The sequence below is a fragment of the Rhodoferax sp. ZS1R8 genome (assembly GCF_056521325.1).
This window is the reverse complement of sequence record NZ_JBWMBA010000001.1, coordinates 175,175-196,305: the sequence shown is the minus strand read 5'-3', so window position 1 is coordinate 196,305 and position 21,131 is coordinate 175,175. Positions and strand designations below refer to the sequence as shown.

The 21,131-nt window shown below is 60.4% G+C and carries 20 protein-coding genes and 4 tRNA genes; 21 read left to right on the top strand and 3 right to left on the bottom strand.

Annotated features, from left to right (window positions below; all coding sequences use genetic code 11):
- Positions 1-15: 15 nt before the first annotated feature.
- Both AC097P_RS00935 and apaG read right to left on the bottom strand, forming a co-directional pair.
- Complete coding sequence (locus AC097P_RS00935) at positions 16-2,088, bottom strand: site-specific recombinase (protein WP_479608487.1); 2,073 nt, start codon at positions 2,086-2,088, stop codon at positions 16-18.
- Positions 2,088-2,489 carry a Co2+/Mg2+ efflux protein ApaG gene (gene apaG / locus AC097P_RS00930; RefSeq protein ID WP_479608486.1) on the bottom strand — a complete coding sequence of 134 codons (402 nt, stop codon included), beginning with the start codon at positions 2,487-2,489 and terminating at the stop codon, positions 2,088-2,090. The genes AC097P_RS00935 and apaG overlap by 1 nt, the downstream gene beginning before the upstream one ends.
- Positions 2,490-2,764: 275 nt before the next feature.
- Here apaG and rpe point away from each other — a divergent pair, with 275 nt between their 5' ends.
- Positions 2,765-3,442: a ribulose-phosphate 3-epimerase gene (gene rpe, locus AC097P_RS00925; protein ID WP_479608485.1), complete on the top strand. Its 678-nt coding sequence runs from the start codon at positions 2,765-2,767 to the stop codon at positions 3,440-3,442.
- A gap of 15 nt (positions 3,443-3,457) precedes the next feature.
- Here rpe and AC097P_RS00920 read toward each other — a convergent pair whose 3' ends face one another.
- Positions 3,458-4,042, bottom strand: a complete 585-nt coding sequence (locus AC097P_RS00920) for a chalcone isomerase family protein (protein WP_479608484.1) — start codon at positions 4,040-4,042, stop codon at positions 3,458-3,460.
- A gap of 518 nt (positions 4,043-4,560) precedes the next feature.
- Here AC097P_RS00920 and AC097P_RS00915 point away from each other — a divergent pair.
- The 20 genes from AC097P_RS00915 to rpoB all read left to right on the top strand — a co-directional run bounded on the left by AC097P_RS00915 (position 4,561) and on the right by rpoB (position 21,119).
- Entirely contained in the window at positions 4,561-6,108 is a 1,548-nt protein-coding gene (locus AC097P_RS00915; protein ID WP_479609446.1) for an anthranilate synthase component I family protein, read from the top strand.
- Between the two features lie 2 nt (positions 6,109-6,110).
- Positions 6,111-6,449, top strand: a complete 339-nt coding sequence (locus AC097P_RS00910; protein ID WP_479608483.1) for a chorismate mutase — start codon at positions 6,111-6,113, stop codon at positions 6,447-6,449.
- Positions 6,446-7,021, top strand: a complete 576-nt coding sequence (locus AC097P_RS00905) for an aminodeoxychorismate/anthranilate synthase component II (protein WP_479608482.1) — start codon at positions 6,446-6,448, stop codon at positions 7,019-7,021. Before AC097P_RS00910 ends, AC097P_RS00905 begins: the two co-directional genes overlap by 4 nt.
- A 45-nt stretch (positions 7,022-7,066) precedes the next feature.
- Positions 7,067-8,134, top strand: coding sequence for a low-specificity L-threonine aldolase (ltaE, locus tag AC097P_RS00900; RefSeq protein WP_479608481.1), 1,068 nt, complete (start codon positions 7,067-7,069; stop codon positions 8,132-8,134).
- Positions 8,135-8,143: 9 nt separating this feature from the next.
- Positions 8,144-8,803, top strand: a complete 660-nt coding sequence (locus AC097P_RS00895) for a LysE family translocator (RefSeq protein WP_479608480.1) — start codon at positions 8,144-8,146, stop codon at positions 8,801-8,803.
- A 17-nt stretch (positions 8,804-8,820) separates the two neighbouring features.
- Positions 8,821-9,879 (top strand): anthranilate phosphoribosyltransferase, encoded by a 1,059-nt coding sequence (gene trpD / locus AC097P_RS00890; RefSeq protein ID WP_479608479.1) that lies wholly within the window; start codon positions 8,821-8,823, stop codon positions 9,877-9,879.
- On the top strand, positions 9,876-10,664 hold the full coding sequence (trpC, locus tag AC097P_RS00885) for an indole-3-glycerol phosphate synthase TrpC (RefSeq protein ID WP_479608478.1): 789 nt from the start codon (positions 9,876-9,878) through the stop codon (positions 10,662-10,664). The genes trpD and trpC overlap by 4 nt, the downstream gene beginning before the upstream one ends.
- 13 nt (positions 10,665-10,677) lie before the next feature.
- The gene (locus tag AC097P_RS00880) at positions 10,678-11,391 is read left to right on the top strand and encodes a uracil-DNA glycosylase (RefSeq protein WP_479608477.1); all 714 of its coding nucleotides are present in this window, start codon (positions 10,678-10,680) and stop codon (positions 11,389-11,391) included.
- Positions 11,392-11,492: 101 nt separating this feature from the next.
- Positions 11,493-11,578, top strand: a tRNA-Tyr gene (locus AC097P_RS00875).
- A gap of 33 nt (positions 11,579-11,611) precedes the next feature.
- A tRNA-Gly gene (locus AC097P_RS00870) sits at positions 11,612-11,685 on the top strand.
- A 35-nt stretch (positions 11,686-11,720) separates the two neighbouring features.
- A tRNA-Thr gene (locus AC097P_RS00865) sits at positions 11,721-11,795 on the top strand.
- A 78-nt stretch (positions 11,796-11,873) separates the two neighbouring features.
- Positions 11,874-13,064, top strand: a complete 1,191-nt coding sequence (gene tuf, locus AC097P_RS00860; RefSeq protein WP_479608476.1) for an elongation factor Tu — start codon at positions 11,874-11,876, stop codon at positions 13,062-13,064.
- An 11-nt stretch (positions 13,065-13,075) separates the two neighbouring features.
- Positions 13,076-13,151, top strand: a tRNA-Trp gene (locus AC097P_RS00855).
- 109 nt (positions 13,152-13,260) lie between these two features.
- Positions 13,261-13,644, top strand: a complete 384-nt coding sequence (gene secE / locus AC097P_RS00850; protein WP_479608475.1) for a preprotein translocase subunit SecE — start codon at positions 13,261-13,263, stop codon at positions 13,642-13,644.
- Entirely contained in the window at positions 13,644-14,234 is a 591-nt protein-coding gene (gene nusG, locus AC097P_RS00845) for a transcription termination/antitermination protein NusG (RefSeq protein ID WP_479608474.1), read from the top strand. The genes secE and nusG overlap by 1 nt, the downstream gene beginning before the upstream one ends.
- Positions 14,235-14,409: 175 nt before the next feature.
- Positions 14,410-14,841, top strand: coding sequence for a 50S ribosomal protein L11 (gene rplK / locus AC097P_RS00840; protein ID WP_209398000.1), 432 nt, complete (start codon positions 14,410-14,412; stop codon positions 14,839-14,841).
- Positions 14,842-15,537, top strand: a complete 696-nt coding sequence (rplA, locus tag AC097P_RS00835; protein ID WP_479608473.1) for a 50S ribosomal protein L1 — start codon at positions 14,842-14,844, stop codon at positions 15,535-15,537. It begins immediately after the preceding gene.
- 239 nt (positions 15,538-15,776) lie between these two features.
- Positions 15,777-16,310, top strand: coding sequence for a 50S ribosomal protein L10 (gene rplJ / locus AC097P_RS00830; RefSeq protein WP_479608472.1), 534 nt, complete (start codon positions 15,777-15,779; stop codon positions 16,308-16,310).
- Positions 16,311-16,353: 43 nt separating this feature from the next.
- Positions 16,354-16,728: a 50S ribosomal protein L7/L12 gene (gene rplL, locus AC097P_RS00825; RefSeq protein ID WP_209397996.1), complete on the top strand. Its 375-nt coding sequence runs from the start codon at positions 16,354-16,356 to the stop codon at positions 16,726-16,728.
- A gap of 272 nt (positions 16,729-17,000) precedes the next feature.
- A complete protein-coding gene (gene rpoB, locus AC097P_RS00820; RefSeq protein WP_479608471.1) occupies positions 17,001-21,119 on the top strand; it encodes a DNA-directed RNA polymerase subunit beta in 4,119 nt (1,372 codons plus the stop codon).
- The last annotated feature ends 12 nt before the right edge of the window (positions 21,120-21,131 follow it).

Below are 21,131 nucleotides of genomic sequence, written 5' to 3'. Positions count from 1 at the left end.
GCCTTCCCTTTGCGCTCAGCCTTCTTCGCGCGCGGGCCGCAGAAAGCTCAGTGGGGCCTGGCGCAGCCGCTCCAGCACGGCACGGCGTATGCGCACGCGGCCCAGGCCGGTGACGCTATGGGCCTGAAGCGCCACGTTAAAGGCCAGGTAGAAACTGACGCCCAGGTTCAACATGCCAATGAACGGAATGCTGGCCGCCGCCCACCACAACGCAGGGTTGCGCACCACGTCCCAGCCCAGGCTGGCGCAGGCCGCAGCCAGTTGCCCGGTGGACAGCGTTACGTGGCGCACGTCCAGCCCCAGGCCCAAAAAGCCGAGTATGGGTGGTAGCAGGCCCAGCATGAAGCCCAACGAAATATTGGATGCAAAGCCCGAAATGTTCTGCCGCAGGTAGTGCGCCCAGCGGTCGGCGCGCGCTGCGCCCAGGCGGCGGGTGACGTGGGGGTTGTAGCGTATGGCCGAGTCCAACCGGTGCAATACAAACCAGTTTTCCACCCAGCCGGCAACGATGCTGGCAGAGAACAGCAGCACGCCGGTAAAAGCGGCAAACAGCAGGCAGGGACCCAAGAGCGTCAGCGCATGGAAGACATGGTCCGCCTCGGCCGCATTGATCATCGGCTTGCCGCTGACCAGCTGTATGGCGCCAGATATCAGCAGCACGACCGGGAACACAACGACCACATTGCCCAGCACGGCCGCCACCTGCGAGCGCACCAGGTGGGTGACCTCGTCGACAAACTCTTGCAGTGCCGTGGCGTCCGAGAAATCGCGCAGCTTGGCGGCCATGGCCGGTGCCGTCATCGCCGGTTGCTTGGTGGCCAGCGTGAAGTGCATCAGCTGGATCAGCACAAAGCTGGCCGCGTACATCAGGCCAGACCAGAAGCCCTGCCAGAACGCGGTGAGCCCTACGGCGACGATCGTGAATTTCAGCAGCGTGGTGAGGGCCGTCAGCGCACCGCCACCGGCCGCGCTCTTGAGCATGGCGCGGTACTGGCTGCGGGTGCGGGTGATGTAGTGCTCACCCACCTCGGAGCTGCGTTCGGCCACCTTGGCCGCCAACAGCGATGTGCTGTGCGAGAACAGCGCCCGCAGACTGCGCTGGTACTGGCCCACGCTGGCCAGGTGCGAGAAGAGTTGTGCCGTGTGCACATGCGTGGGCTCGCCCAGCAGGCAGTCCAGCAGCGCGCGTATGCGCAGCACGCGCTCGCGCAGCTGCCGCAGCCGGAACACCAGGTCCACCGAGATGCCGTGCGCGTCCAGGTGGGTGTAGACGGTGGCTGCGGCGTGGCGGCAGGCATCGAGCTTGGCGCGGAAATGCCGCACGGTGTGCTCCACGGCATCGGCGGTACCGCTGCCGTCCAGCTGGGCCAGCCACGCATCGCGCAGGGCATCGAAGTCGGCTGACAGCGTGTGAAACGGGCTGGCCTCCAGCGCTGGCGCGCTCATGCGCAGGCGTATCTCCGGCGAGAAGCCGGCGGCGCGGATCTGGCTGGTGCAGAAGTTAATGGCCTCCAGCACCGTGTTTTGCCAGTAGGTCAGGTTGGGGTAGGCCTGCACGTGGTGGCCGGTGGCCGGTGCGGTTAGCAGGCGCGCCAGGCGCTCCAGCGTGGAGGGCGACAACGCGGCCAGCCACTGCGAATCGCGCGCGCTGGGCATGACCAGCGTGAACAGCTCGGACGCATCCGACGTCTCGGGCGACACCGGCAGCAGCTTGTAGTGCAGGCGCTCCACGAACTCGCTGACGAAGGCGTTGCGCGATGCGAAGCCGTAGTCGGACAGCAGGGTCGTGCCGTCCACCGAATCAATCAGCGTGCGCCACCAGACCTGCAGGCGCACGGCCACATCGGGCCGCGCCTCGACCACGTCCAGAAAGATATCCATGCGCGCCGAGGCTTTTTCGGGGGACGCCTGGTCACCGCGTATCCAGTCCAGCAGCGCAATCAGCCACAGGTGGCGGTGCACCTGGTCGGCATCGGGGTCCATGGCCTGCAGGATGGCCGACAGGTCCAGCCGGCGCGAGTGGTCGGGCAGCGTGGCCGCAGGTGCGGGCGCGGGCGAGGTTGCGGGGGTGGGATGGTCTGGGGTCATCAGTGCAGGGTACGCGACCCGCCCACGCCGGCTTCGCCGCTCAGCGCGTCGAGCACAAACATGGGCACATCGGCATCAAACTTTTCACCGTCTTCGGCCACGCAGAAAAAACTGCCGTGCATCGTACCGGTGGGCGTGCGCAGGCGTGTGCCGCTGGTGTACTCAAAGGACTGGCCGGGTTTGAGCAGCGGCTGCTGGCCGATGACGCCCAGACCCTTGACCCTCTCGGTGTGGCCCCGGGCGTCGTTGACGTTCCAGGTGCGCGATATCAGCTGGGCTGCAGTTTCTCCCGTGTTGGTGATGGTGATGGTGTACGCGAATACATACTGGTCCTCGTCCGGTGCGGACTGCTCGGGCAGGAATTGCGGTAAAACTTCGACGGAAAATTGGTACTTGGCCATGGCGGACGAGTGTAAACCGCGCGCCGCCGGGCCGCCCCAAGGCGCGCGACGCCCCCCTGGGGGGCAGCGACCCGTGCAACGGCGGAGCGTGGGGGCTTAACAAATCCGCGCCGGGCTGCCCCAAGCGGATTTAGCCCCCTTGGGGGGCAGCGACCCGTGCAACGGCGAAGCGTGGGGGCTTAGCAAATCCGCGCCGGGCCGCCCCCAGCGGATTTAGCCCCCCCGGGGGGCAGCGACCCGTGCAACGGCGGAGCGTGGGGGCTTAAACTCCTGCCATGACCTTCCGCATCGCCCCTTCCATCCTCTCCGCCGACTTTGCCCGCCTGGGCGAAGAAGTCAAAAACGTCATCGCCGCCGGTTCCGACTGGATCCACTTCGACGTCATGGACAACCACTACGTGCCCAACCTGACGTTCGGGCCGATGATCTGCCAGGCGCTCAAGCCCCATTCCAAGACCGTCGCCGGTGTGGCCGTGCCCATTGATGTGCACCTGATGATTTCGCCGGTAGACGCGCTGGCCGCGGCCTTTGCCGATGCGGGGGCCGACTACATCAGCTTTCACCCCGATGCGTCGGGCCACGTGCACCGCAGCATCCAGGCCATCAAGTCCAAGGGTGTCAAAGCAGGTCTGGTGTTCAACCCGGCCGAGCCGCTGGATGTGCTGGACTGGGTCATTGACGACATCGACCTGGTACTGATCATGAGCGTCAACCCGGGCTTTGGCGGCCAGAGTTTCATCGATTCGGCGCTGCGCAAGATCGAAGACGTGCGCAAGCGCATCACGGCCAGCGGCAAGGACATTCGACTCGAGGTGGACGGCGGCATCAAGGTCGACAACATCCGCCGCGTGGCCGATGCCGGAGCGGACACCTTCGTAGCCGGCAGCGCCATCTTTGGCAAGCCCGACTACAAGGGCGTCATCGACGCCATGCGCGTGGCGCTGGCGGCTTAGAGCGCCGCGGTGGGATTACTTGGTACCCAGCATGGCGTCCTTGAGCATGAAATCTGCCGGCGAAGATCCGAACCAGATCGACATCATGGCTTTGTAGAAATCCGGCGACGTGAACGGCTCGCCCTGCACCTGGCCCTTGGCGGTTACCACCATGCCGGTGCCCGGAATCCAGTCCAGCGTAATAACGTCACCGGGCACCAAAACCTTGTTGGTCGTGAAGATGTCGCCCATGCGGATCAGGCCTGGAACCAGCTTGGACATGTCGGACTTGGGTACATTGTCTTCCACACCCCGCGTGAGCAGCTTGCCAAAGGGGCCAGCCTCTACTTCGCGCAGCATCGTCATCGACAGGCGCTTAGGTCCGGGTGCGGCGATCAGCTCGTCCAACGAGCTGACCTTTTTACTGGTGTACAGGTCGCCCACGTAGACTTTGAACGGACCTTTGTAACGCGTCCCTGCGCCGTTGAGCTGCAGTGTCGCACCGCCCACGGTGGCGGTTTCCTGGACCTTGACGCCGTGGATGACCAGTGGTGCGGCCATGGCGCTGGCCCCGAAACACAGAGCGGCGGCGGCCAATACAAACTTTTGAATCAAACGCATGGGTATATCCATCCAGAAATAAACGATTGTTCGTTTTAATGTCATATTCTGCGCCGTTTACAACTAGTAACACCTAGGGTTATTGCGGAGATTGCCCCTATTTGGTGCGTAATCGGCAGCATCGCCCGGTTTGATACACTGGCCGCATGTTCGTTCACCATATTTTTTTGACGGGTTGTAGCGACCGGGGAGCCTGGCCCTGGCGTACCTGCACCGCCATGCCCGGATCCGTGGCTGCGCCACTCGCCTGAACCTGCAGACGAGCCTTGCGCAGTTCCCCGCGGATTCTGCGCGACCAAGCGGCACGGACCCCTCACTCCGATACCTTGCGCGCACCCAGTCTTCCCCGGTGAAATCCTTGCTGGGGAATCGGTTTGAATGAAACGCTGCGTCCGGGGTGAACCCAGGCAGCGTAGGCGGCGCCTCGGTGCCGCCCTGCAACGAGAGGAACGCAACCCGTGATTTCCGAATCCGAATTCCAGGCCCTGGCCGCCCAGGGCTATAACCGCATCCCCCTGATGGCCCAGGCCTTTGCCGACCTGGAGACACCCCTATCCCTGTACCTGAAGCTGGCCCACACGCCGGGGCAGCATGCCGATCCCGACAACGGCAAATACAGCTTTTTGCTGGAATCTGTCGTCGGTGGCGAGCGCTTTGGCCGCTACAGTTTCATCGGCCTGCCTGCGCGCACGCTGTTGCGTGCCAGTGGCTTTGGCGCCAACGCCCGCACCGAGGTGGTGACCGACGGCGTGGTTGTGGAAACTTCCACCGCCAACCCGCTGGATTTCATCGCCAGCTACCAGCAGCGCTTCAAAGTAGCCTTAAGCCCCGGCTTGCCGCGCTTTTGCGGTGGCCTGGCCGGCTATTTTGGCTACGACGCGGTGCGCTATATCGAGAAGAAGCTGCAAGACACTTGCCCGCCCGACGAATTGGGCTGCCCCGATATCCTGCTGCTGCAGTGCGAGGAGCTGGCCGTTATCGACAACCTGTCGGGCAAGCTGCATTTGATCGTGTACGCCGACCCCGGCCAGCCGGATGCCTTTGCACGCGGCGGGCAACGTCTGCGTGAATTGAAGGACCGCTTGGCCCGGGCGGTCAGCATTCCGGCCGTCAAACCCACGACCAGCCACCCGGCCCAGCGCGACTTCGCCAAGGCCGACTACATCGCTGCGGTGGAGCGCGCCAAGGAGTTGATCGCCGGTGGCGACTTCATGCAGGTACAGGTGGGGCAACGCATCAAGAAGCGCTACACCGAATCACCGCTCTCCCTGTACCGCGCGCTACGTTCGCTGAACCCCAGCCCCTACATGTACTACTACCACTTTGGAGATTTCCATGTGGTGGGGGCGTCGCCGGAAATTCTGGTGCGACAAGAACTCGTTACCGCTGGTGATGTGAGCGTCGTCGGGCCGCCCCAAGACGCGAAGGCCCCCTCGGGGGGCAGCGCAGCACACGCAGTGGCAAGCGTGGGGGCCACATCCACCAAAATCACGATTCGCCCTTTGGCGGGCACGCGCCCAAGGGGGGCCACGCCGGAACTCGACAAAGCCGCCGAGGAAGAACTGGTCGGCGACCCCAAAGAACGCGCCGAACACGTGATGCTGATTGACCTGGCGCGCAACGACATCGGCCGCATCGCCGCCATCGGTAGCGTCCAGGTATCCGACGCCTTTTGCGTGGAGCGTTACAGCCACGTCATGCACATCGTCAGCAACGTCGAAGGCACGCTGTTGCCCGGCATGACCAGCATGGATGTGCTCAAAGCCACCTTCCCGGCCGGCACGCTGACCGGCGCACCCAAGGTGCACGCGATGGAGCTGATCGACCAATTGGAGCCCACCAAGCGCGGCCTGTACGGCGGTGCGTGTGGCTACCTGAGCTACGCCGGTGACATGGACGTGGCCATTGCGATCCGCACCGGCATCATCAAGAACCAGACCCTGTACGTACAAGCCGCCGCCGGTGTGGTGGCCGACAGCGTGCCGGAGCTGGAATGGAAAGAAACAGAGGCCAAGGCGCGCGCACTGCTGCGGGCGGCGGAATTGGTCGAAGAGGGATTGGAATAAGCATGAGCCAGAACACCACAACCAAAGCAATTGAACAGGTGCAGCACTGCACGACGATGACCGACGTGCGCCGCTGCGTGGACGCGTTGGACGATGTGCTGGTGCCGCTCTTGGTGCAGCGCAGCGGTTATATGACCCAAGCCGCCCGCATCAAGCAGCACGACAGCCAGGTACGGGACGAAGCGCGCATCGAAGCCATCGTCGACCGGGTGCGCAAACAGGCGCTGGCCGAGGGCGGCGAGCCCGCCGTCATCGAAGCCATCTACCGCAGCATGATGGAAGTCTGCATTTCTTTTGAGCACCGCGAGTTTGCGCGGCTGCGTGAAGGAGAAGCGGTATGAAATTGCTGATGATCGACAACTACGACAGCTTCACCTACAACATCGTCCAGTACTTCGGTGAACTGGGCGCACAGGTAGAAGTCTTCCGCAACGACGAAATCTCGGTGGAGGGCATCGCCGAGCGCCGCCCCGACCGCCTGGTGGTGTCACCCGGACCCTGTTCGCCAGCGGAAGCGGGCATCTCGGTAGCCGCCATTCGCCACTTCATGGGCAAGCTGCCCATTTTGGGCGTGTGCCTGGGCCATCAGAGCATTGGCGCGGCCTTGGGCGGCACCATCATCCGGGCCCAGCAGCTGATGCACGGCAAGACCTCGGTGATCACAACGACGCAAGAGGGCGTGTTTGCTGGCCTGCCCAGGCAGTTCACCGTCAACCGCTACCACTCGCTGGCGATAGAGCGGTCTAGCTGCCCTAAGGACCTGACGGTAACCGCGTGGACCGATGACGGCGAGATCATGGGCGTGCGCCACACCGGCCTGGCCCATGGTGTGCGCATGGAAGGCGTGCAGTTTCACCCAGAGTCGATACTCACCGAGCATGGCCACGCGATGTTGAGGAATTTTTTGCTATGAAAACAGTAGCTGGTTACGCACGTTTGGCAAGGGCTGGAGGCCGATATGACTACTAGCTATCCGGGCAAGACGGTAGACCTGCGCAGCGACACCGTGACCCAGCCCACACCCGGCATGCGGGCCGCGATGCTGGCCGCGCCGCTGGGGGATGATGTGTTCGCCGACGACCCCAGCGTCAACGCGCTGCAGGACAAAATCGCCGCATTGCTGGGCTTCGAGGCCGCGCTGTTCATGCCCACCGGCACGCAGAGCAACCTGTGCGCCATCATGGCCCACTGCCAGCGTGGCGACGAATACATCGTTGGCCAGATGGCCCACACCTACCGCTGGGAAGGTGGTGGCGCGGCCGTGCTGGGCAGCGTGCAGCCGCAACCGCTGGCCCACCAACCGGACGGCAGCTTGGCGCTGGCGGACATTGAAGCGGCCATCAAGCCCGACGACGCCCACTTCGCCCGCAGCCGCCTGCTGACGCTGGAGAACACGATCGGCGGCAAGTTGCTGCCGTTCAGCTACGTACAGGCCGCGACCACGCTGGCGAAGGAGCGCGGATTGAACCGCCACCTGGACGGTGCCCGCTTATTCAATGCGGCGACTGCGCAGGCGGCCCAGTCCGGTGGGGATGTGTTCACGCAAGCGCGGCGCATTGCCCAGTGTTTTGACAGCGTGTCGGTCTGCTTCAGCAAGGGCCTGGGCGCGCCGGTGGGCTCGGCGCTGTGTGGCAGCCGCGAGCTGATTGCCCGCGCCCACCGCGTGCGCAAGATGGCGGGTGGCGGCATGCGCCAGGCGGGCCTGTTGGCCGCAGCCGCATCGTACGCACTGGACCACCACGTGCTGCGGCTCGCCGATGACCACGCGCTGGCGCAGCGCCTGGCCAACGGCTTGTCAGGCATAGAAGGCCTGGTCGTGGAGCCTCCGCAAAGCAATATCGTATTCGTCGACCTGGAGGGTGCTGCGCGCAGCCATTCAGCAGGATTGATTGCGGCCTTGGCTGAGCAGGGCATACGCGCCACCGGCCTGTACCGGCTGCGCTTTGTCGCGCATCTGGATGTGGATGCCGAAGGCGTGGACCGCGCCGTGGCCGCCATCCGCCAGTTCTTTGCCAACGCGGCATAAGGCGCCGCCATGCCCATCGACCAATTGCTGTTGTTTGTGGCCGCCGGTCTGCTGCTGAACCTGACGCCCGGACCGGATGTGCTGTACATCGTGTCCAACGCCTTGCGCGGCGGCGCGCGGGTCGGCATGGTCGCGGCGCTGGGCATTACCGCCGGCTGCTTTGTGCACATCTTTGCCGCCGCTGTGGGCGTCAGCGCTCTGATGGCGGCCTCTGCCACTGCGTTCACGATCCTGAAGTGGCTGGGCGCAGCTTACCTGGTCTACGTCGGCGTGCGGCTGGTGTTGTCAAAGCCCGAAGATGCTATGAATTTGGAAGCGCCTTACGCGCATCCCACGAGGGCTACAGGCCCAAAACACTATAAGACTATCTTCCTGCGCGGCTTCTGGACGAATGCGCTGAACCCCAAGGTGGCGCTGTTCTTTCTGGCGTTCTTGCCGCAGTTCATCGCGCCCACGGTCGAGCACAAGCCGATGGCGTTTCTGATGCTGGGGCTGCTGTTCAATTTCAACGGCCTGTGGGTGAATATTGGCTGGGCACTGGCCGCGGCCTGGCTGGCGGGTCGCGCATCGCTGGTGCAACGCAGCATGCACTGGCTGGACCGTTTCGCTGGCGCGATGTTTGTCGCATTCGGAATCAAATTGGCGCTCACCGAGTCGCCCAACGCATAAAACCAAAGGAATTCAGCATGCCCACACCCCTTGGTCACATCACGCCGCAAGAGGCCCTGCAGCGCACGATTGAACACCGCGAGATCTTCCACGACGAAATGCTGCACCTGATGCGCCAGATCATGTCGGGCGAGATGTCCCCGGTCATGATGGCGGCGCTGATCACCGGACTGCGTGTCAAGAAGGAAACCATTGGCGAAATCAGCGCCGCAGCCCAGGTGATGCGCGAGTTCTCAACCAAGGTTGAGATCGCCGACAAGACCCACCTGGTGGACATCGTTGGCACCGGTGGCGATGGCTCGCACACCTTCAATATCTCCACCTGCTCAATGTTTGTCGCCGCGGCCGCTGGCGCAAAGGTCAGCAAGCATGGCGGGCGCAGCGTCAGCAGCAAGAGCGGCAGCGCCGATGTGCTGGAGTCGCTGGGGCTCAACATCAACCTGTCGCCCGCGCAAATCGCCCAGTGCGTGGCTGACACCGGCATTGGCTTCATGTTTGCGCCCAACCACCACCCGGCGATGAAAAACGTGGCACCGATACGGCGCGAAATGGGTGTGCGCACCATCTTCAACATCCTGGGCCCGCTGACCAACCCGGCCGGTGCGCCCAACATCCTCATGGGCGTGTTCCATGCCGATCTGGTGGGCATTCAGGTACGCGCGCTGCAACGCCTGGGCGCCGAACATGCCTTAGTGGTTTATGGCCGCGACGGCATGGACGAGGTCAGCCTGGGGGCTGCCACGCTGGTCGGCGAGCTGAAGGACGGTGTCATCACCGAATATGAAATCCACCCCGAAGACTTCGGCATGGCGATGGTCAGCAACCGTTCGCTGAAAGTGGAAACCGCCGAAGATTCCAAGGCCATGCTGTTGGGTGTGCTGGACAACCAGCCCGGTGCGCCGCGCGACATCGTCGTACTCAACGCCGGGGCTGCGCTGTATGCCGCCAATGTGGCGCCCGGCATGGCAGAGGGCATTGTGCTGGCGCGCGAGGCGATTGCGTCAGGCGCCGCCCGGGGCAAGTTGGATGCATTGATAAAACTGTCGGCCGAACTGGCCGCCAAGGGAGCCGTATGAGCGATATTCTGGACAAGATTGTGGCGGTCAAACACCAAGAGGTGGCAGAGGCGCGCAAGCGCAAGCCGCTGGATGGGGTGCGGGCCGATGCCGAATCGCGGGTGCTGACACGCGATTTCGTTGGTGCGCTGAAAGCCAAGATCGCGGCTGGCCAACCGGCAGTGATTGCCGAGATCAAGAAGGCCAGTCCCAGCAAGGGCGTGCTGCGGGAAGACTTTATCCCCGCGGACATCGCGCAGTCGTATGCCGAGGGCGGCGCGGCCTGCCTGTCGGTGTTGACCGATGTGCAGTTTTTCCGAGGCCAGGTGGACTATCTGAAGCAGGCCCGCGCCAGCTGCCAGTTGCCGGTACTGCGCAAGGATTTCATGGTCGACCCGTACCAGATTTACGAATCCCGTGCCATGGGTGCCGACTGCATTTTGCTGATAGCCGCTTGTCTGGATGATGCGCAGATGAAGGATTTCGAGGCCATTGCCCGCAGCCTGGACATGGCGGTATTGGTAGAAGTGCACGACGGCGCAGAACTGGAGCGTGCGCTCGGGCTCAAGACGCCGCTGATCGGTATCAACAACCGAAACCTGAAGACGTTCGAGGTCTCGCTGGACACCACGCTGGCGCTGCGTGCGTCGGTGCCAAAGGACCGCATCCTGGTCACCGAAAGCGGCATCTTGAGTCGTGACGACGTGTTGCGCATGGGCGCAGCCGGCGTCAATGCCTTCTTGGTCGGCGAAGCCTTCATGCGTGCGCCGGAGCCGGGCGAAGCGTTGGCAGTGCTATTTGGCTGAGGGCGTGCAAACCATGCCACACGACGTCTTGGACCAGTTGCAAAGCGCCGACCCTAAGGCCTGGCCGGTGGCCGAGGGCTGGCAGCCGCTGGTCGACCGATTCATCCAGTCGGCGCAGGGACAGAGCCTGCTGGCGTTTCTGGACCAGCGCTTACAGGCAGGGGCGGTCGTTTTTCCGCCATTGCCGCTGCGGGCGTTAGAGTTGACGCCGCCCGGCGCCGTGCGCGTTGTCATCCTGGGCCAGGACCCGTACCATGGGCGCGGCCAGGCCGAGGGGCTGGCGTTTTCGGTCGCACCCGGTGTGCCGTTTCCGCCCTCGCTGCGCAATATCTTCAAGGAGTTGCTGCGCGACCTGGGCACCCCTATCCCGCCCCTGCCGCAGCCCGGTGGCAGCCTCGTCAAATGGGCGCAGAAAGGCGTGTTGCTGCTCAACACCTGCCTGACGGTGGAGGAGGGGCAAGCCGCCAGCCACTCCGGCAAGGGCTGGGAGCTGCTCACCGATGCCATCATCCGCCATGTGTCCGAAGAGGCAAAGCCCACCGTTTTCATGCTTTGGGGGGCGCATGCGCAGAGCAAGCGGGCGCTGATCGACGCCAGCCGTCATTTGGTGTTGACAGCCAATCACCCATCGCCACTGTCGGCGCTGCGCCCGCCGCAGCCCTTCATTGGCTGCGGCCATTTCTCACAAGCGCGCGACTGGCGTGACCAGCACCAGGCGCAGCCGTAACCCCGCTCGCGCATGTAGATTTCGACCCTGGAGTACGAAAATTCTTACCGCGCTGATATGACAAGGTCAAAAACCCGTGGCATAATCCGGGGTTCACCTTAGGAGAGGTGGCCGAGTGGTTAATGGCAGCAGACTGTAAATCTGCCCTCTTACGAGTACGCTGGTTCGAATCCAGCCCTCTCCACCAAGTGATGAGCTTGATTGTTTTGGATGAACCTCTGCGGGGTTCGTATAGTGGTAATACCTTAGCCTTCCAAGCTAAAGCGAGGAGTTCGATTCTCCTACCCCGCTCCACAGTCGGTTAGTCACGATGGGTTTGTAAAGAATTTGCCCTTTTGGCTCAGTGGTAGAGCACTCCCTTGGTAAGGGAGAGGTCGCGGGTCCGATTCCCGCAAAGGGCACCAGTTTTGTGTGCTGCCGATGTTGTGTCGGTGGTGCGGCGAATATTATTGATTTGAACCATTACTTTTCGGAGTCTGACAATGGGAAAAGAAAAATTCACACGTACCAAGCCCCACGTCAATGTGGGCACCATTGGCCACGTTGACCACGGCAAGACCACACTGACAGCCGCCATCACCACCGTGCTGGCAGCCAAGTTCGGCGGCCAGGCCAAGGCCTACGACCAGATCGACGCGGCTCCCGAAGAAAAAGCGCGCGGTATCACGATCAACACCGCCCACGTCGAATACGAAACCGCTAATCGTCACTATGCCCACGTGGACTGCCCTGGACACGCTGACTATGTGAAGAACATGATCACTGGCGCTGCCCAAATGGACGGTGCTATTCTGGTCTGCTCCGCAGCTGACGGCCCTATGCCCCAGACCCGCGAACACATCCTGTTGGCCCGCCAGGTTGGCGTGCCTTACATCATCGTGTTCCTGAACAAGTGCGATATGGTTGACGACGCTGAACTGCTCGAACTGGTCGAAATGGAAGTTCGTGAGCTGCTGGACAAGTATGACTTCCCAGGCGACGCAACCCCCATCATCCACGGCAGCGCCAAGCTCGCCATGGAAGGCGACAAGGGCCCATTGGGCGAAGAAGCCATCTTCAAGCTCGCAGAAGCTTTGGACACCTACATCCCCCTGCCAGAGCGTGCTGTTGACGGCGCATTCCTGATGCCTGTGGAAGACGTGTTCTCGATCTCTGGCCGCGGCACCGTCGTGACCGGTCGTATCGAACGCGGTGTGGTCAAAGTCGGCGAAGAAATCGAAATCGTCGGTATCGCTGACACCCAAAAGACAACCTGCACCGGCGTGGAAATGTTCCGCAAACTGCTGGACCAGGGCCAAGCTGGCGACAACGTCGGCATCTTGCTGCGCGGCACCAAGCGCGAAGACGTGCAGCGCGGCCAAGTGCTGTGCAAGCCCGGCTCCATCAAGCCCCACACCCACTTCACCGGCGAGATCTATGTCTTGTCCAAGGATGAAGGCGGCCGCCACACACCATTCTTCAACAACTACCGCCCCCAGTTCTACTTCCGTACAACGGACGTGACCGGTGCGATCGAGTTGCCAGAAGGCAAGGAAATGGTCATGCCTGGTGACAACGTGTCGATCACTGTGAAGCTGATCAACCCCATCGCCATGGAAGAAGGCCTGCGCTTCGCGATCCGCGAAGGCGGTCGTACCGTGGGCGCGGGTGTGGTTGCCAAGATCCTCGCTTAAAGAAATTGCGAAGGGGTATAGCTCAATTGGCAGAGCGTCGGTCTCCAAAACCGAAGGTTGTAGGTTCGATTCCTACTGCCCCTGCCAACCGGTCGTTGTAAGACTGGTGGCAATCAAGCCCGCTACGCCGTAGCGGGCTTCTGTGTCTTGAGCTAGCTGAGCTGGATTCAAACGAGAAACGCGAAATAGAGAAATTATGGCCACGTCACAAATTCAAACCGTTAATACCGGGGCAGACAAGGCCAAGCTGGCTGCTGCCTCTGTCATGGTGGTCGCTGCGTTGGCCGCGTTTTACATGCTGGACAAGCAGGGGGCGTTGGTTCAATGGGCCGCGCTGCTGTTGGGCCTAGGCGCAGCAGCTGCCGTGTTCTTTATGTCTGAGACAGGCAAGCAGTTGATCGCGTTTGGCCGTGATGCCTGGCGTGAAGTTCGCAAGGTGGTGTGGCCTGCCCGCAAGGAAGCAATCCAGATCACGGCCTATGTGTTTGGCTTTGTGTTGATCATGGCCATGTTCTTGTGGTTGACCGACAAGACGCTCGAATGGCTTCTCTACGATTTGATTCTGGGGTGGAAAAAATAATGACTGATGTCGTAGAAACCACGGTGGCCGATTCGTCGGCCACTTCGCCTGTCAATCCCGATTTGCGTTGGTATGTTGTGCACGCCTACTCCGGTATGGAAAAGGCGGTTGAGCGCAATATCCTCGAACGCATCGCGCGCGCCGGTATGCAGTCCAAGTTCGGCCGTATTCTGGTTCCGATGGAAGAGGTTGTGGAAGTCAAAAATGGCCAGAAGAAGACAACCGAGCGCAAGTTTTTTCCTGGCTATGTGCTGGTTGAAATGGTAATGGACGATGACACCTGGCACCTGATCAAGCACACCAACAAGGTGACGGGTTTCGTTGGCGGTGCCAAGAACCGTCCCGCGCCTATTTCTGAAGCCGAAGTGCTGAAGATCGTCAACCAGATGCAAGAAGGTACCGAAAAACCCCGCCACAAGGTGGAGTTTGTGGTGGGCGAGTTCGTGCGCGTCAAGGAAGGCCCTTTCACCGACTTCAACGGCTCCGTCGAAGATGTGAACTACGAGAAGAGCAAAGTGCGGGTGTCTGTCACCATCTTCGGTCGTTCCACTCCGGTTGAGCTGGAGTTTTCTCAGATAGAGAAAACCTGAGGTTTTGCGGGACAGACCGCAGTTTGCGCAGCAGGCAAGCTCTGTCCTCAACTGATTAGAGGTTTTTGTTCGCATTTTCCGACTCGGTGCGAACAGTAGTGAAGAGTCGTTAACCCCGGGAAGCTCAGGTCTGAATGGTTCAGTACCCAGGCGTTATGACCCGTAAGGAGAAATCATGGCGAAAAAAATCGTCGGTTTTGTCAAGCTGCAAGTGCCAGCTGGTAAGGCCAACCCATCCCCCCCCATCGGCCCAGCTCTGGGTCAACGTGGTTTGAACATCATGGAATTCTGCAAGGCATTCAATGCGCAGACCCAAGGTGTTGAGCCAGGCCTGCCTTTGCCCGTGGTCATCACCGCGTACGCAGACAAAAGTTTCACTTTCATCATCAAGACGCCGCCCGCGACTGTTTTGATCAAGAAGGCTATCAAGCTGGACAAGGGTTCTTCCAACCCGCTGAAGGACAAGGTTGGCAAGATCACCCGTGCTCAGCTGGAAGAAATCGCCAAGACCAAGATGAAGGACATGAACGCTGCCGACCTGGAAGGCGCCGTTCGCACCATCGCTGGTACTGCCCGTTCCATGGGCGTGAATGTGGAGGGCGTGTAAATGTCCAATCTGACAAAAAAGCAAAAGACACAAGTCGGCAAGATCGACAGCAACAAGCTGTACCCCTTGGTTGACGCTTTGGGTCTGGTGAAGGAATTCGCCACCGCCAAGTTTGACGAATCCATCGACGTTGCTGTGCAACTCGGTATCGATGCCAAGAAGTCGGACCAAGTGGTTCGTGGCGCTGTCGTGTTGCCTAATGGTACCGGCAAGACCAAGCGTGTCGCGGTTTTCGCCCAAGGCGCCAAGGCTGAAGAAGCCAAGGCTGCAGGTGCGGACATCGTCGGTATGGACGACCTGGCTGCCATGGTCAAGGCTGGCGATATGCCGTTTGACATCGTGATTGCTGCACCAGACGCTATGCGCGTGGTCGGTACCCTGGGTCAAATTCTGGGCCCACGTGGTCTGATGCCTAACCCCAAGGTTGGCACCGTGACGCCTGATGTGGCAACTGCTGTTCGCAATGCCAAGGCTGGCCAAGTGCAATTCCGTGTCGACAAGGCCGGTATCGTGCACTCCACCATCGGTCGTCGCTCGTTCGAAGCAGCTGCTTTGAAGGGTAATCTGGCAGCGCTGGTTGAGGCTTTGAACAAAGCCAAGCCAGCTTCCAGCAAGGGTGTGTATCTGAAGAAGGTAGCTGTTTCGTCGACGATGGGTGTGGGTGTACGCGTAGACATCCAATCCATCGCGGCGTAATCGCAAAGAGAAATTCAAGCGGCCGGCAACGGCTGCTTGGTGTGGTGGGCTGCTGATGCTTCAGGGTGTCGGCAGGTCATCCAAGACCGTTGGCGTGCAGCTGGTCTGCACTTAAACCATCAGCCAACGCAGATGGCGATCCCGCTGCAGATGGAAATTAAATTTCTGTTAACAGTTGGTCGCTGCAATGTGGAGCGTAACGTGGTGCAAACCGCAATGCGCATTTAAAGGAGTAGACCTTGAGTCTGAATCGCAGTGAGAAAGAAGCGGTCATCAGTGATGTGACCGGCCTCGCCGCTAAAGCTCAAACGCTCGTGATCGCGGAATACCGCGGCATCACGGTCGCTGACATGACCAAACTGCGCAACAACGCGCGCAGCAACGGTGTGACGCTGAGTGTGTTGAAAAACACACTGGCCCGCCGTGCTGTTGCCGGTAGCGCATTTGAAGTTGTGTCCGACCAGATGACCGGTCCTCTGATCTATGGCTTTTCTGTCGACGCCGTGGCTGCCGCTAAAGTGGTGGCCGAGTTCGCGAAAACCAACGACAAGTTGGTGATCCGTGCTGGTGCGTATGGTGGCAAGGCTCTGGACGTGAACGGCGTTAAGCAATTGGCAAGCATCCCTTCCAAGGAAGTGTTGTTGGCGCAGTTGTTGGGCTTGATGCAATCCCCTATCTCCCGTACGGCCCGTGTGCTGGCGGCGTTGGCGGAGCAACGTGGCGCAGGTGCAGCAGTAGAAGAAGCTGCTCCCGCAGAGGCAGTCGCCGCTTAATTGCGCACTGTCTGTAGTAACCAAAATTGTTAGGAAATAAAAAATGGCATTCGATAAAGACGCATTTTTGACCGCGCTGGACAGCATGACGGTCATGGAACTCAACGACCTGGTGAAAGCCATCGAAGAGAAATTTGGCGTGAGCGCTGCAGCTATGTCTGCTCCTGCTGCTGGTGGCGGTGCCGCTGCTGCAGTTGCAGAAGAGAAGACAGAATTCAACGTCATGTTGCTGGATGCTGGCGCCAACAAGGTGTCTGTCATCAAGGCCGTGCGTGAAATCACTGGTCTGGGCTTGAAAGAAGCCAAGGATCTGGTCGACGGCGCTCCCAAGGCTGTCAAGGAAGGCATTGCCAAGGCTGACGCCGACGCTGCTTTGAAGAAGCTGGTTGACGCTGGCGCCAAGGCTGAACTCAAGTAATTGAGCCATCCACAAGGGCTGGAGGTTCCGATGAGGGCCTCCAGCCTTTGGTGCTTGTGAGAGTGCACTAAAAAGTTGCGTCGCAACGCGATTTTTTAGTGTCTTCTGACCCCGACTGCAGAAGATGCCTTGGATCGGGTTGCGTGCAATGCGTAACCGTCCGCCAATGATTGGTAGTGGCCAATCGCCAAGAATGCCGAGCGTGATGATGGCGCCCGGTACTTCAGTCGCCTAGGACCCCCAGGTTCCTTTAGTCTTTGCCCGGAGATCTAATGGCTTATACATACACTGAACGCAAGCGAATTCGCAAAAACTTCGGTAGTCGCGATAGCGTGCTCGAAATTCCATACCTGTTGCAAATGCAGAAAGATGCCTACACGGCGTTCCTGCAAGCGGATACCGCGCCTAAAAAGCGGACCGCCGAAGGTTTGCAGGCTGCGTTTGAAGCAGCATTCCCCATCGTCTCGCACAACGGTTTTGTCGAGATGAAGTATCTGGAATACAGCTTGGCCAAGCCCGCCTTTGACGTGCGCGAATGCCAGACGCGGGGCCTTACGTTTGCCTCCGCCGTGCGTGCCAAAGTCCAGTTGATCATTTATGACCGCGAGTCCTCCACCTCGCAAAACAAGGTGGTCAAAGAGGTTAAGGAACAGGAAGTCTACATGGGCGAAGTGCCCCTGATGACTGGCAAAGGCTCCTTCATCATCAACGGTACGGAACGCGTGATCGTGTCCCAGTTGCACCGTTCGCCAGGCGTGTTCTTTGAACACGACAAGGGCAAGACCCACAGCTCGGGCAAGCTGCTGTTTTCCGCGCGCATCATCCCCTACCGCGGTTCCTGGCTCGACTTTGAGTTCGACCCCAAAGATCTGTTGTATTTCCGCGTCGATCGTCGCCGCAAGATGCCGGTCACGATTCTGCTGAAGGCTATCGGCCTGACCAACGAATCCATTCTGGCGAATTTCTTCGTCAACGACAACTTCCGGCTGATGGACAGCGGCGCGCAGATGGAGTTCGTAGCCGAACGCCTGCGCGGTGAAGTGGCACGCTTCGACATTACCGACAAGAGCGGCAAGGTCGTGGTGGCCAAAGACAAGCGCGTGTCCGCACGCCACACCCGCGAACTGGAGCAATCGGGAACCACGCACATCAGCGTGCCCGAAGACTTCCTGATTGGCCGCGTGGTTGCCTGCAATGTGATCGACGGCGACACGGGTGAGATCGTGGCCAAGGCCAATGAAGAGCTGACCGAAGCGCTGCTGAAAAAGCTGCGTCTGGCCGGCGTGCAAGACGTGCCTTGCATCTATACCAATGAGTTGGACCAGGGTGCCTATATTTCGCAAACACTGCGCACCGATGAAACCGTGGACGAGTTTGCTGCCCGCGTTGCCATCTACCGCATGATGCGTCCTGGTGAGCCGCCCACCGAAGATGCGGTGCAAGCGCTGTTCCAGCGCCTGTTTTACAACCCCGACACGTATGACCTGTCGCGCGTGGGTCGTATGAAGTTCAACGCCAAGATGGGCCGTTCCGAGTCCACTGGCCCGATGGTGCTGACTAACGAAGACATCTTGTCTGTAGTCAAGATTCTGGTGGATCTGCGCAATGGTCGCGGCGAAGTCGACGACATCGACCACTTGGGTAACCGCCGCGTGCGTTGCGTCGGTGAGTTGGCCGAGAACCAGTACCGCACAGGTCTGGCTCGTATCGAAAAGGCGGTCAAAGAGCGTCTGGGTCAAGCCGAACAAGAGCCCCTGATGCCCCATGACCTGATCAACAGCAAGCCGATCTCGGCTGCGTTGAAAGAGTTCTTCGGTGCGTCGCAACTGTCCCAGTTCATGGACCAGACCAACCCTCTGGCCGAAATCACCCACAAGCGCCGTGTATCGGCTCTTGGCCCAGGTGGTTTGACACGTGAACGTGCAGGCTTTGAAGTGCGTGACGTGCACGTGACCCACTATGGTCGCGTCTGCCCGATTGAAACGCCTGAAGGTCCAAACATTGGTCTGATCAACTCGCTGGCTTTGTACGCTCGCCTGAACGAATACGGTTTCATCGAAACACCGTACCGCCGCGTGGTCGACAGCAAGGTCACCAATGACATCGACTACCTGTCGGCCATCGAAGAAGGCAAGTACGTGATTGCCCAGGCCAATGCGGCCCTGGACAAGGACGGCAAGCTGACTGAAGACTTGGTGTCGGCACGTGAAGGTTCGGAACGCGAATCTATTCTGGTCAGCGCTGAGCGCGTGCAATATATGGACGTGTCGCCCGCACAGATCGTGTCGGTGGCTGCATCGCTGGTTCCGTTCCTGGAACACGATGATGCGAACCGCGCGTTGATGGGCGCCAACATGTCCCGCCAGGCAGTGCCTGTGCTGCGTCCCGAGAAGCCCATGGTGGGCACTGGCATCGAGCGCGTGGCCGCAGTTGACTCCGGTACCGTGGTCGTGGCAACACGCGGCGGTCTGGTTGACTACGTCGACGCAACCCGTGTCGTCATCCGCGTCAACGACGCCGAGGCGCAAGCGGGTGAAGTGGGTGTGGACATCTACAACCTGATCAAGTACCAGCGTTCCAACCAGAACACCAACATCCACCAGCGTCCCATCGTCAAGAAGGGCGACAAGCTGTCCAAGGGTGATGTGATTGCCGACGGCGCTTCTACCGATCTGGGCGAAATCGCGATCGGCCAGAACATGCTGGTGGCGTTCATGCCATGGAACGGCTACAACTTCGAAGATTCGATCCTGATCAGCGAGCGCGTGGTGGCAGAAGACCGTTACACCTCGATCCACATCGAAGAACTCGTCGTGATGGCGCGTGACACCAAGCTGGGTGCGGAAGAAATTACCCGCGACATCCCCAACCTGAGCGAACAGCAACTGAACCGCCTGGACGAGTCTGGAATCATCTACGTGGGTGCCGAGGTATTGCCTGGCGACACGCTGGTTGGCAAGGTCACCCCTAAGGGCGAAACCACGCTGACGCCAGAAGAGAAACTGCTGCGCGCCATCTTCGGCGAGAAGGCCAGCGACGTGAAAGACACATCGCTGCGCGTGGACCAGGGCAGTTCCGGCACCGTGATCGACGTGCAAGTCTTCACCCGTGAAGGCATCACCCGCGACCGCCGCGCCCAGCAGATCATCGACGACGAACTGAAGCGCTTCCGCCTGGATCTGAATGACCAGCTGCGTATCGTGGAAGCTGACGCCTTTGACCGTATCGAGAAGCTGTTGACTAATAAGGTTGCAAACGGTGGACCGCAAAAGTTGGCTAAGGGAACAAAGATCGACAAGGCCTATTTGGCTTCCGTCGAGAAGTTCCACTGGTTTGACATCCGTCCAGCAGACGATGAGGTGGCGACGCAACTGGAAAGCATCAAGAACTCTCTGGAGCAGACCCGCCACAGTTTCGACCTGGCTTTTGAAGAAAAGCGCAAGAAGCTGACACAAGGTGACGAGCTGCCTGCTGGCGTGTTGAAGATGGTCAAGGTCTACATCGCGGTCAAGCGCCGCCTGCAGCCTGGTGACAAGATGGCCGGTCGCCACGGTAACAAGGGTGTGGTCTCCAAGATCACACCGGTGGAAGACATGCCCTACATGGCTGACGGTACACCCGTGGACATCGTGTTGAATCCGCTGGGCGTGCCTTCGCGTATGAACATCGGCCAGGTGCTGGAAGTGCACTTGGGCTGGGCTGGCAAGGGCTTGGGTCACCGCATTGGTGACATGCTGCAACGTGAAGCCGCTGCTACCGAGATCCGTGCTTTCCTGGAACGCATCTACAACGGTGCGGGCCGCAAGGAAGACCTGGGTCAGTTGTCGGACGATGAAATCCGCAGCATGGCGCAAGAGCTGACCAACGGCGTTCCGTTCGCTTCGCCGGTATTCGATGGGGCGACCGAAGCAGAAATCGGTGACATGCTGCAGCTGGCCTATCCGGATGACGTCGCCAAGGCCAAGGGATTGACCCTCGCACGGACGCAGGCGCAGCTGTATGACGGTCGTAGCGGTGATGCTTTCGAGCGCACCACGACGGTCGGCTACATGCACTACCTGAAGCTGCACCATTTGGTGGATGACAAGATGCACGCCCGCTCGACAGGACCATACTCGCTGGTCACGCAGCAACCCCTGGGTGGTAAAGCCCAATTCGGTGGACAGCGTTTCGGTGAGATGGAAGTGTGGGCGCTGGAAGCGTATGGCGCTTCCTACACGCTGCAGGAAATGCTGACAGTCAAGTCCGATGACGTGCAAGGCCGTACCAAGGTGTACGAAAGCATCGTCAAGGGCGAGCACTCCATCGAAGCCGGCATGCCGGAATCGTTCAATGTGTTGGTTAAGGAAATCCGTTCCTTGGGCATCGACATCGAACTAGAGCGTAGCTGATCGCGGACAAGA

What these genes read in the sequence shown, in the direction of transcription:
- AC097P_RS00935 (WP_479608487.1), bottom strand. Translation starts at nt 2,088, where the DNA reads ATGACCCCAGACCATCCCACCCCCGCAACCTCGCCCGCGCCCGCACCT.
- apaG (WP_479608486.1), bottom strand. Translation starts at nt 2,489, where the DNA reads ATGGCCAAGTACCAATTTTCCGTCGAAGTTTTACCGCAATTCCTGCCC.
- rpe (WP_479608485.1), top strand. Translation starts at nt 2,765, where the DNA reads ATGACCTTCCGCATCGCCCCTTCCATCCTCTCCGCCGACTTTGCCCGC.
- AC097P_RS00920 (WP_479608484.1), bottom strand. Translation starts at nt 4,042, where the DNA reads ATGCGTTTGATTCAAAAGTTTGTATTGGCCGCCGCCGCTCTGTGTTTC.
- AC097P_RS00915 (WP_479609446.1), top strand. Translation starts at nt 4,561, where the DNA reads ATGGCCCAGGCCTTTGCCGACCTGGAGACACCCCTATCCCTGTACCTG.
- AC097P_RS00910 (WP_479608483.1), top strand. Translation starts at nt 6,111, where the DNA reads ATGAGCCAGAACACCACAACCAAAGCAATTGAACAGGTGCAGCACTGC.
- AC097P_RS00905 (WP_479608482.1), top strand. Translation starts at nt 6,446, where the DNA reads ATGAAATTGCTGATGATCGACAACTACGACAGCTTCACCTACAACATC.
- ltaE (WP_479608481.1), top strand. Translation starts at nt 7,067, where the DNA reads ATGACTACTAGCTATCCGGGCAAGACGGTAGACCTGCGCAGCGACACC.
- AC097P_RS00895 (WP_479608480.1), top strand. Translation starts at nt 8,144, where the DNA reads ATGCCCATCGACCAATTGCTGTTGTTTGTGGCCGCCGGTCTGCTGCTG.
- trpD (WP_479608479.1), top strand. Translation starts at nt 8,821, where the DNA reads ATGCCCACACCCCTTGGTCACATCACGCCGCAAGAGGCCCTGCAGCGC.
- trpC (WP_479608478.1), top strand. Translation starts at nt 9,876, where the DNA reads ATGAGCGATATTCTGGACAAGATTGTGGCGGTCAAACACCAAGAGGTG.
- AC097P_RS00880 (WP_479608477.1), top strand. Translation starts at nt 10,678, where the DNA reads ATGCCACACGACGTCTTGGACCAGTTGCAAAGCGCCGACCCTAAGGCC.
- tuf (WP_479608476.1), top strand. Translation starts at nt 11,874, where the DNA reads ATGGGAAAAGAAAAATTCACACGTACCAAGCCCCACGTCAATGTGGGC.
- secE (WP_479608475.1), top strand. Translation starts at nt 13,261, where the DNA reads ATGGCCACGTCACAAATTCAAACCGTTAATACCGGGGCAGACAAGGCC.
- nusG (WP_479608474.1), top strand. Translation starts at nt 13,644, where the DNA reads ATGACTGATGTCGTAGAAACCACGGTGGCCGATTCGTCGGCCACTTCG.
- rplK (WP_209398000.1), top strand. Translation starts at nt 14,410, where the DNA reads ATGGCGAAAAAAATCGTCGGTTTTGTCAAGCTGCAAGTGCCAGCTGGT.
- rplA (WP_479608473.1), top strand. Translation starts at nt 14,842, where the DNA reads ATGTCCAATCTGACAAAAAAGCAAAAGACACAAGTCGGCAAGATCGAC.
- rplL (WP_209397996.1), top strand. Translation starts at nt 16,354, where the DNA reads ATGGCATTCGATAAAGACGCATTTTTGACCGCGCTGGACAGCATGACG.
- rpoB (WP_479608471.1), top strand. Translation starts at nt 17,001, where the DNA reads ATGGCTTATACATACACTGAACGCAAGCGAATTCGCAAAAACTTCGGT.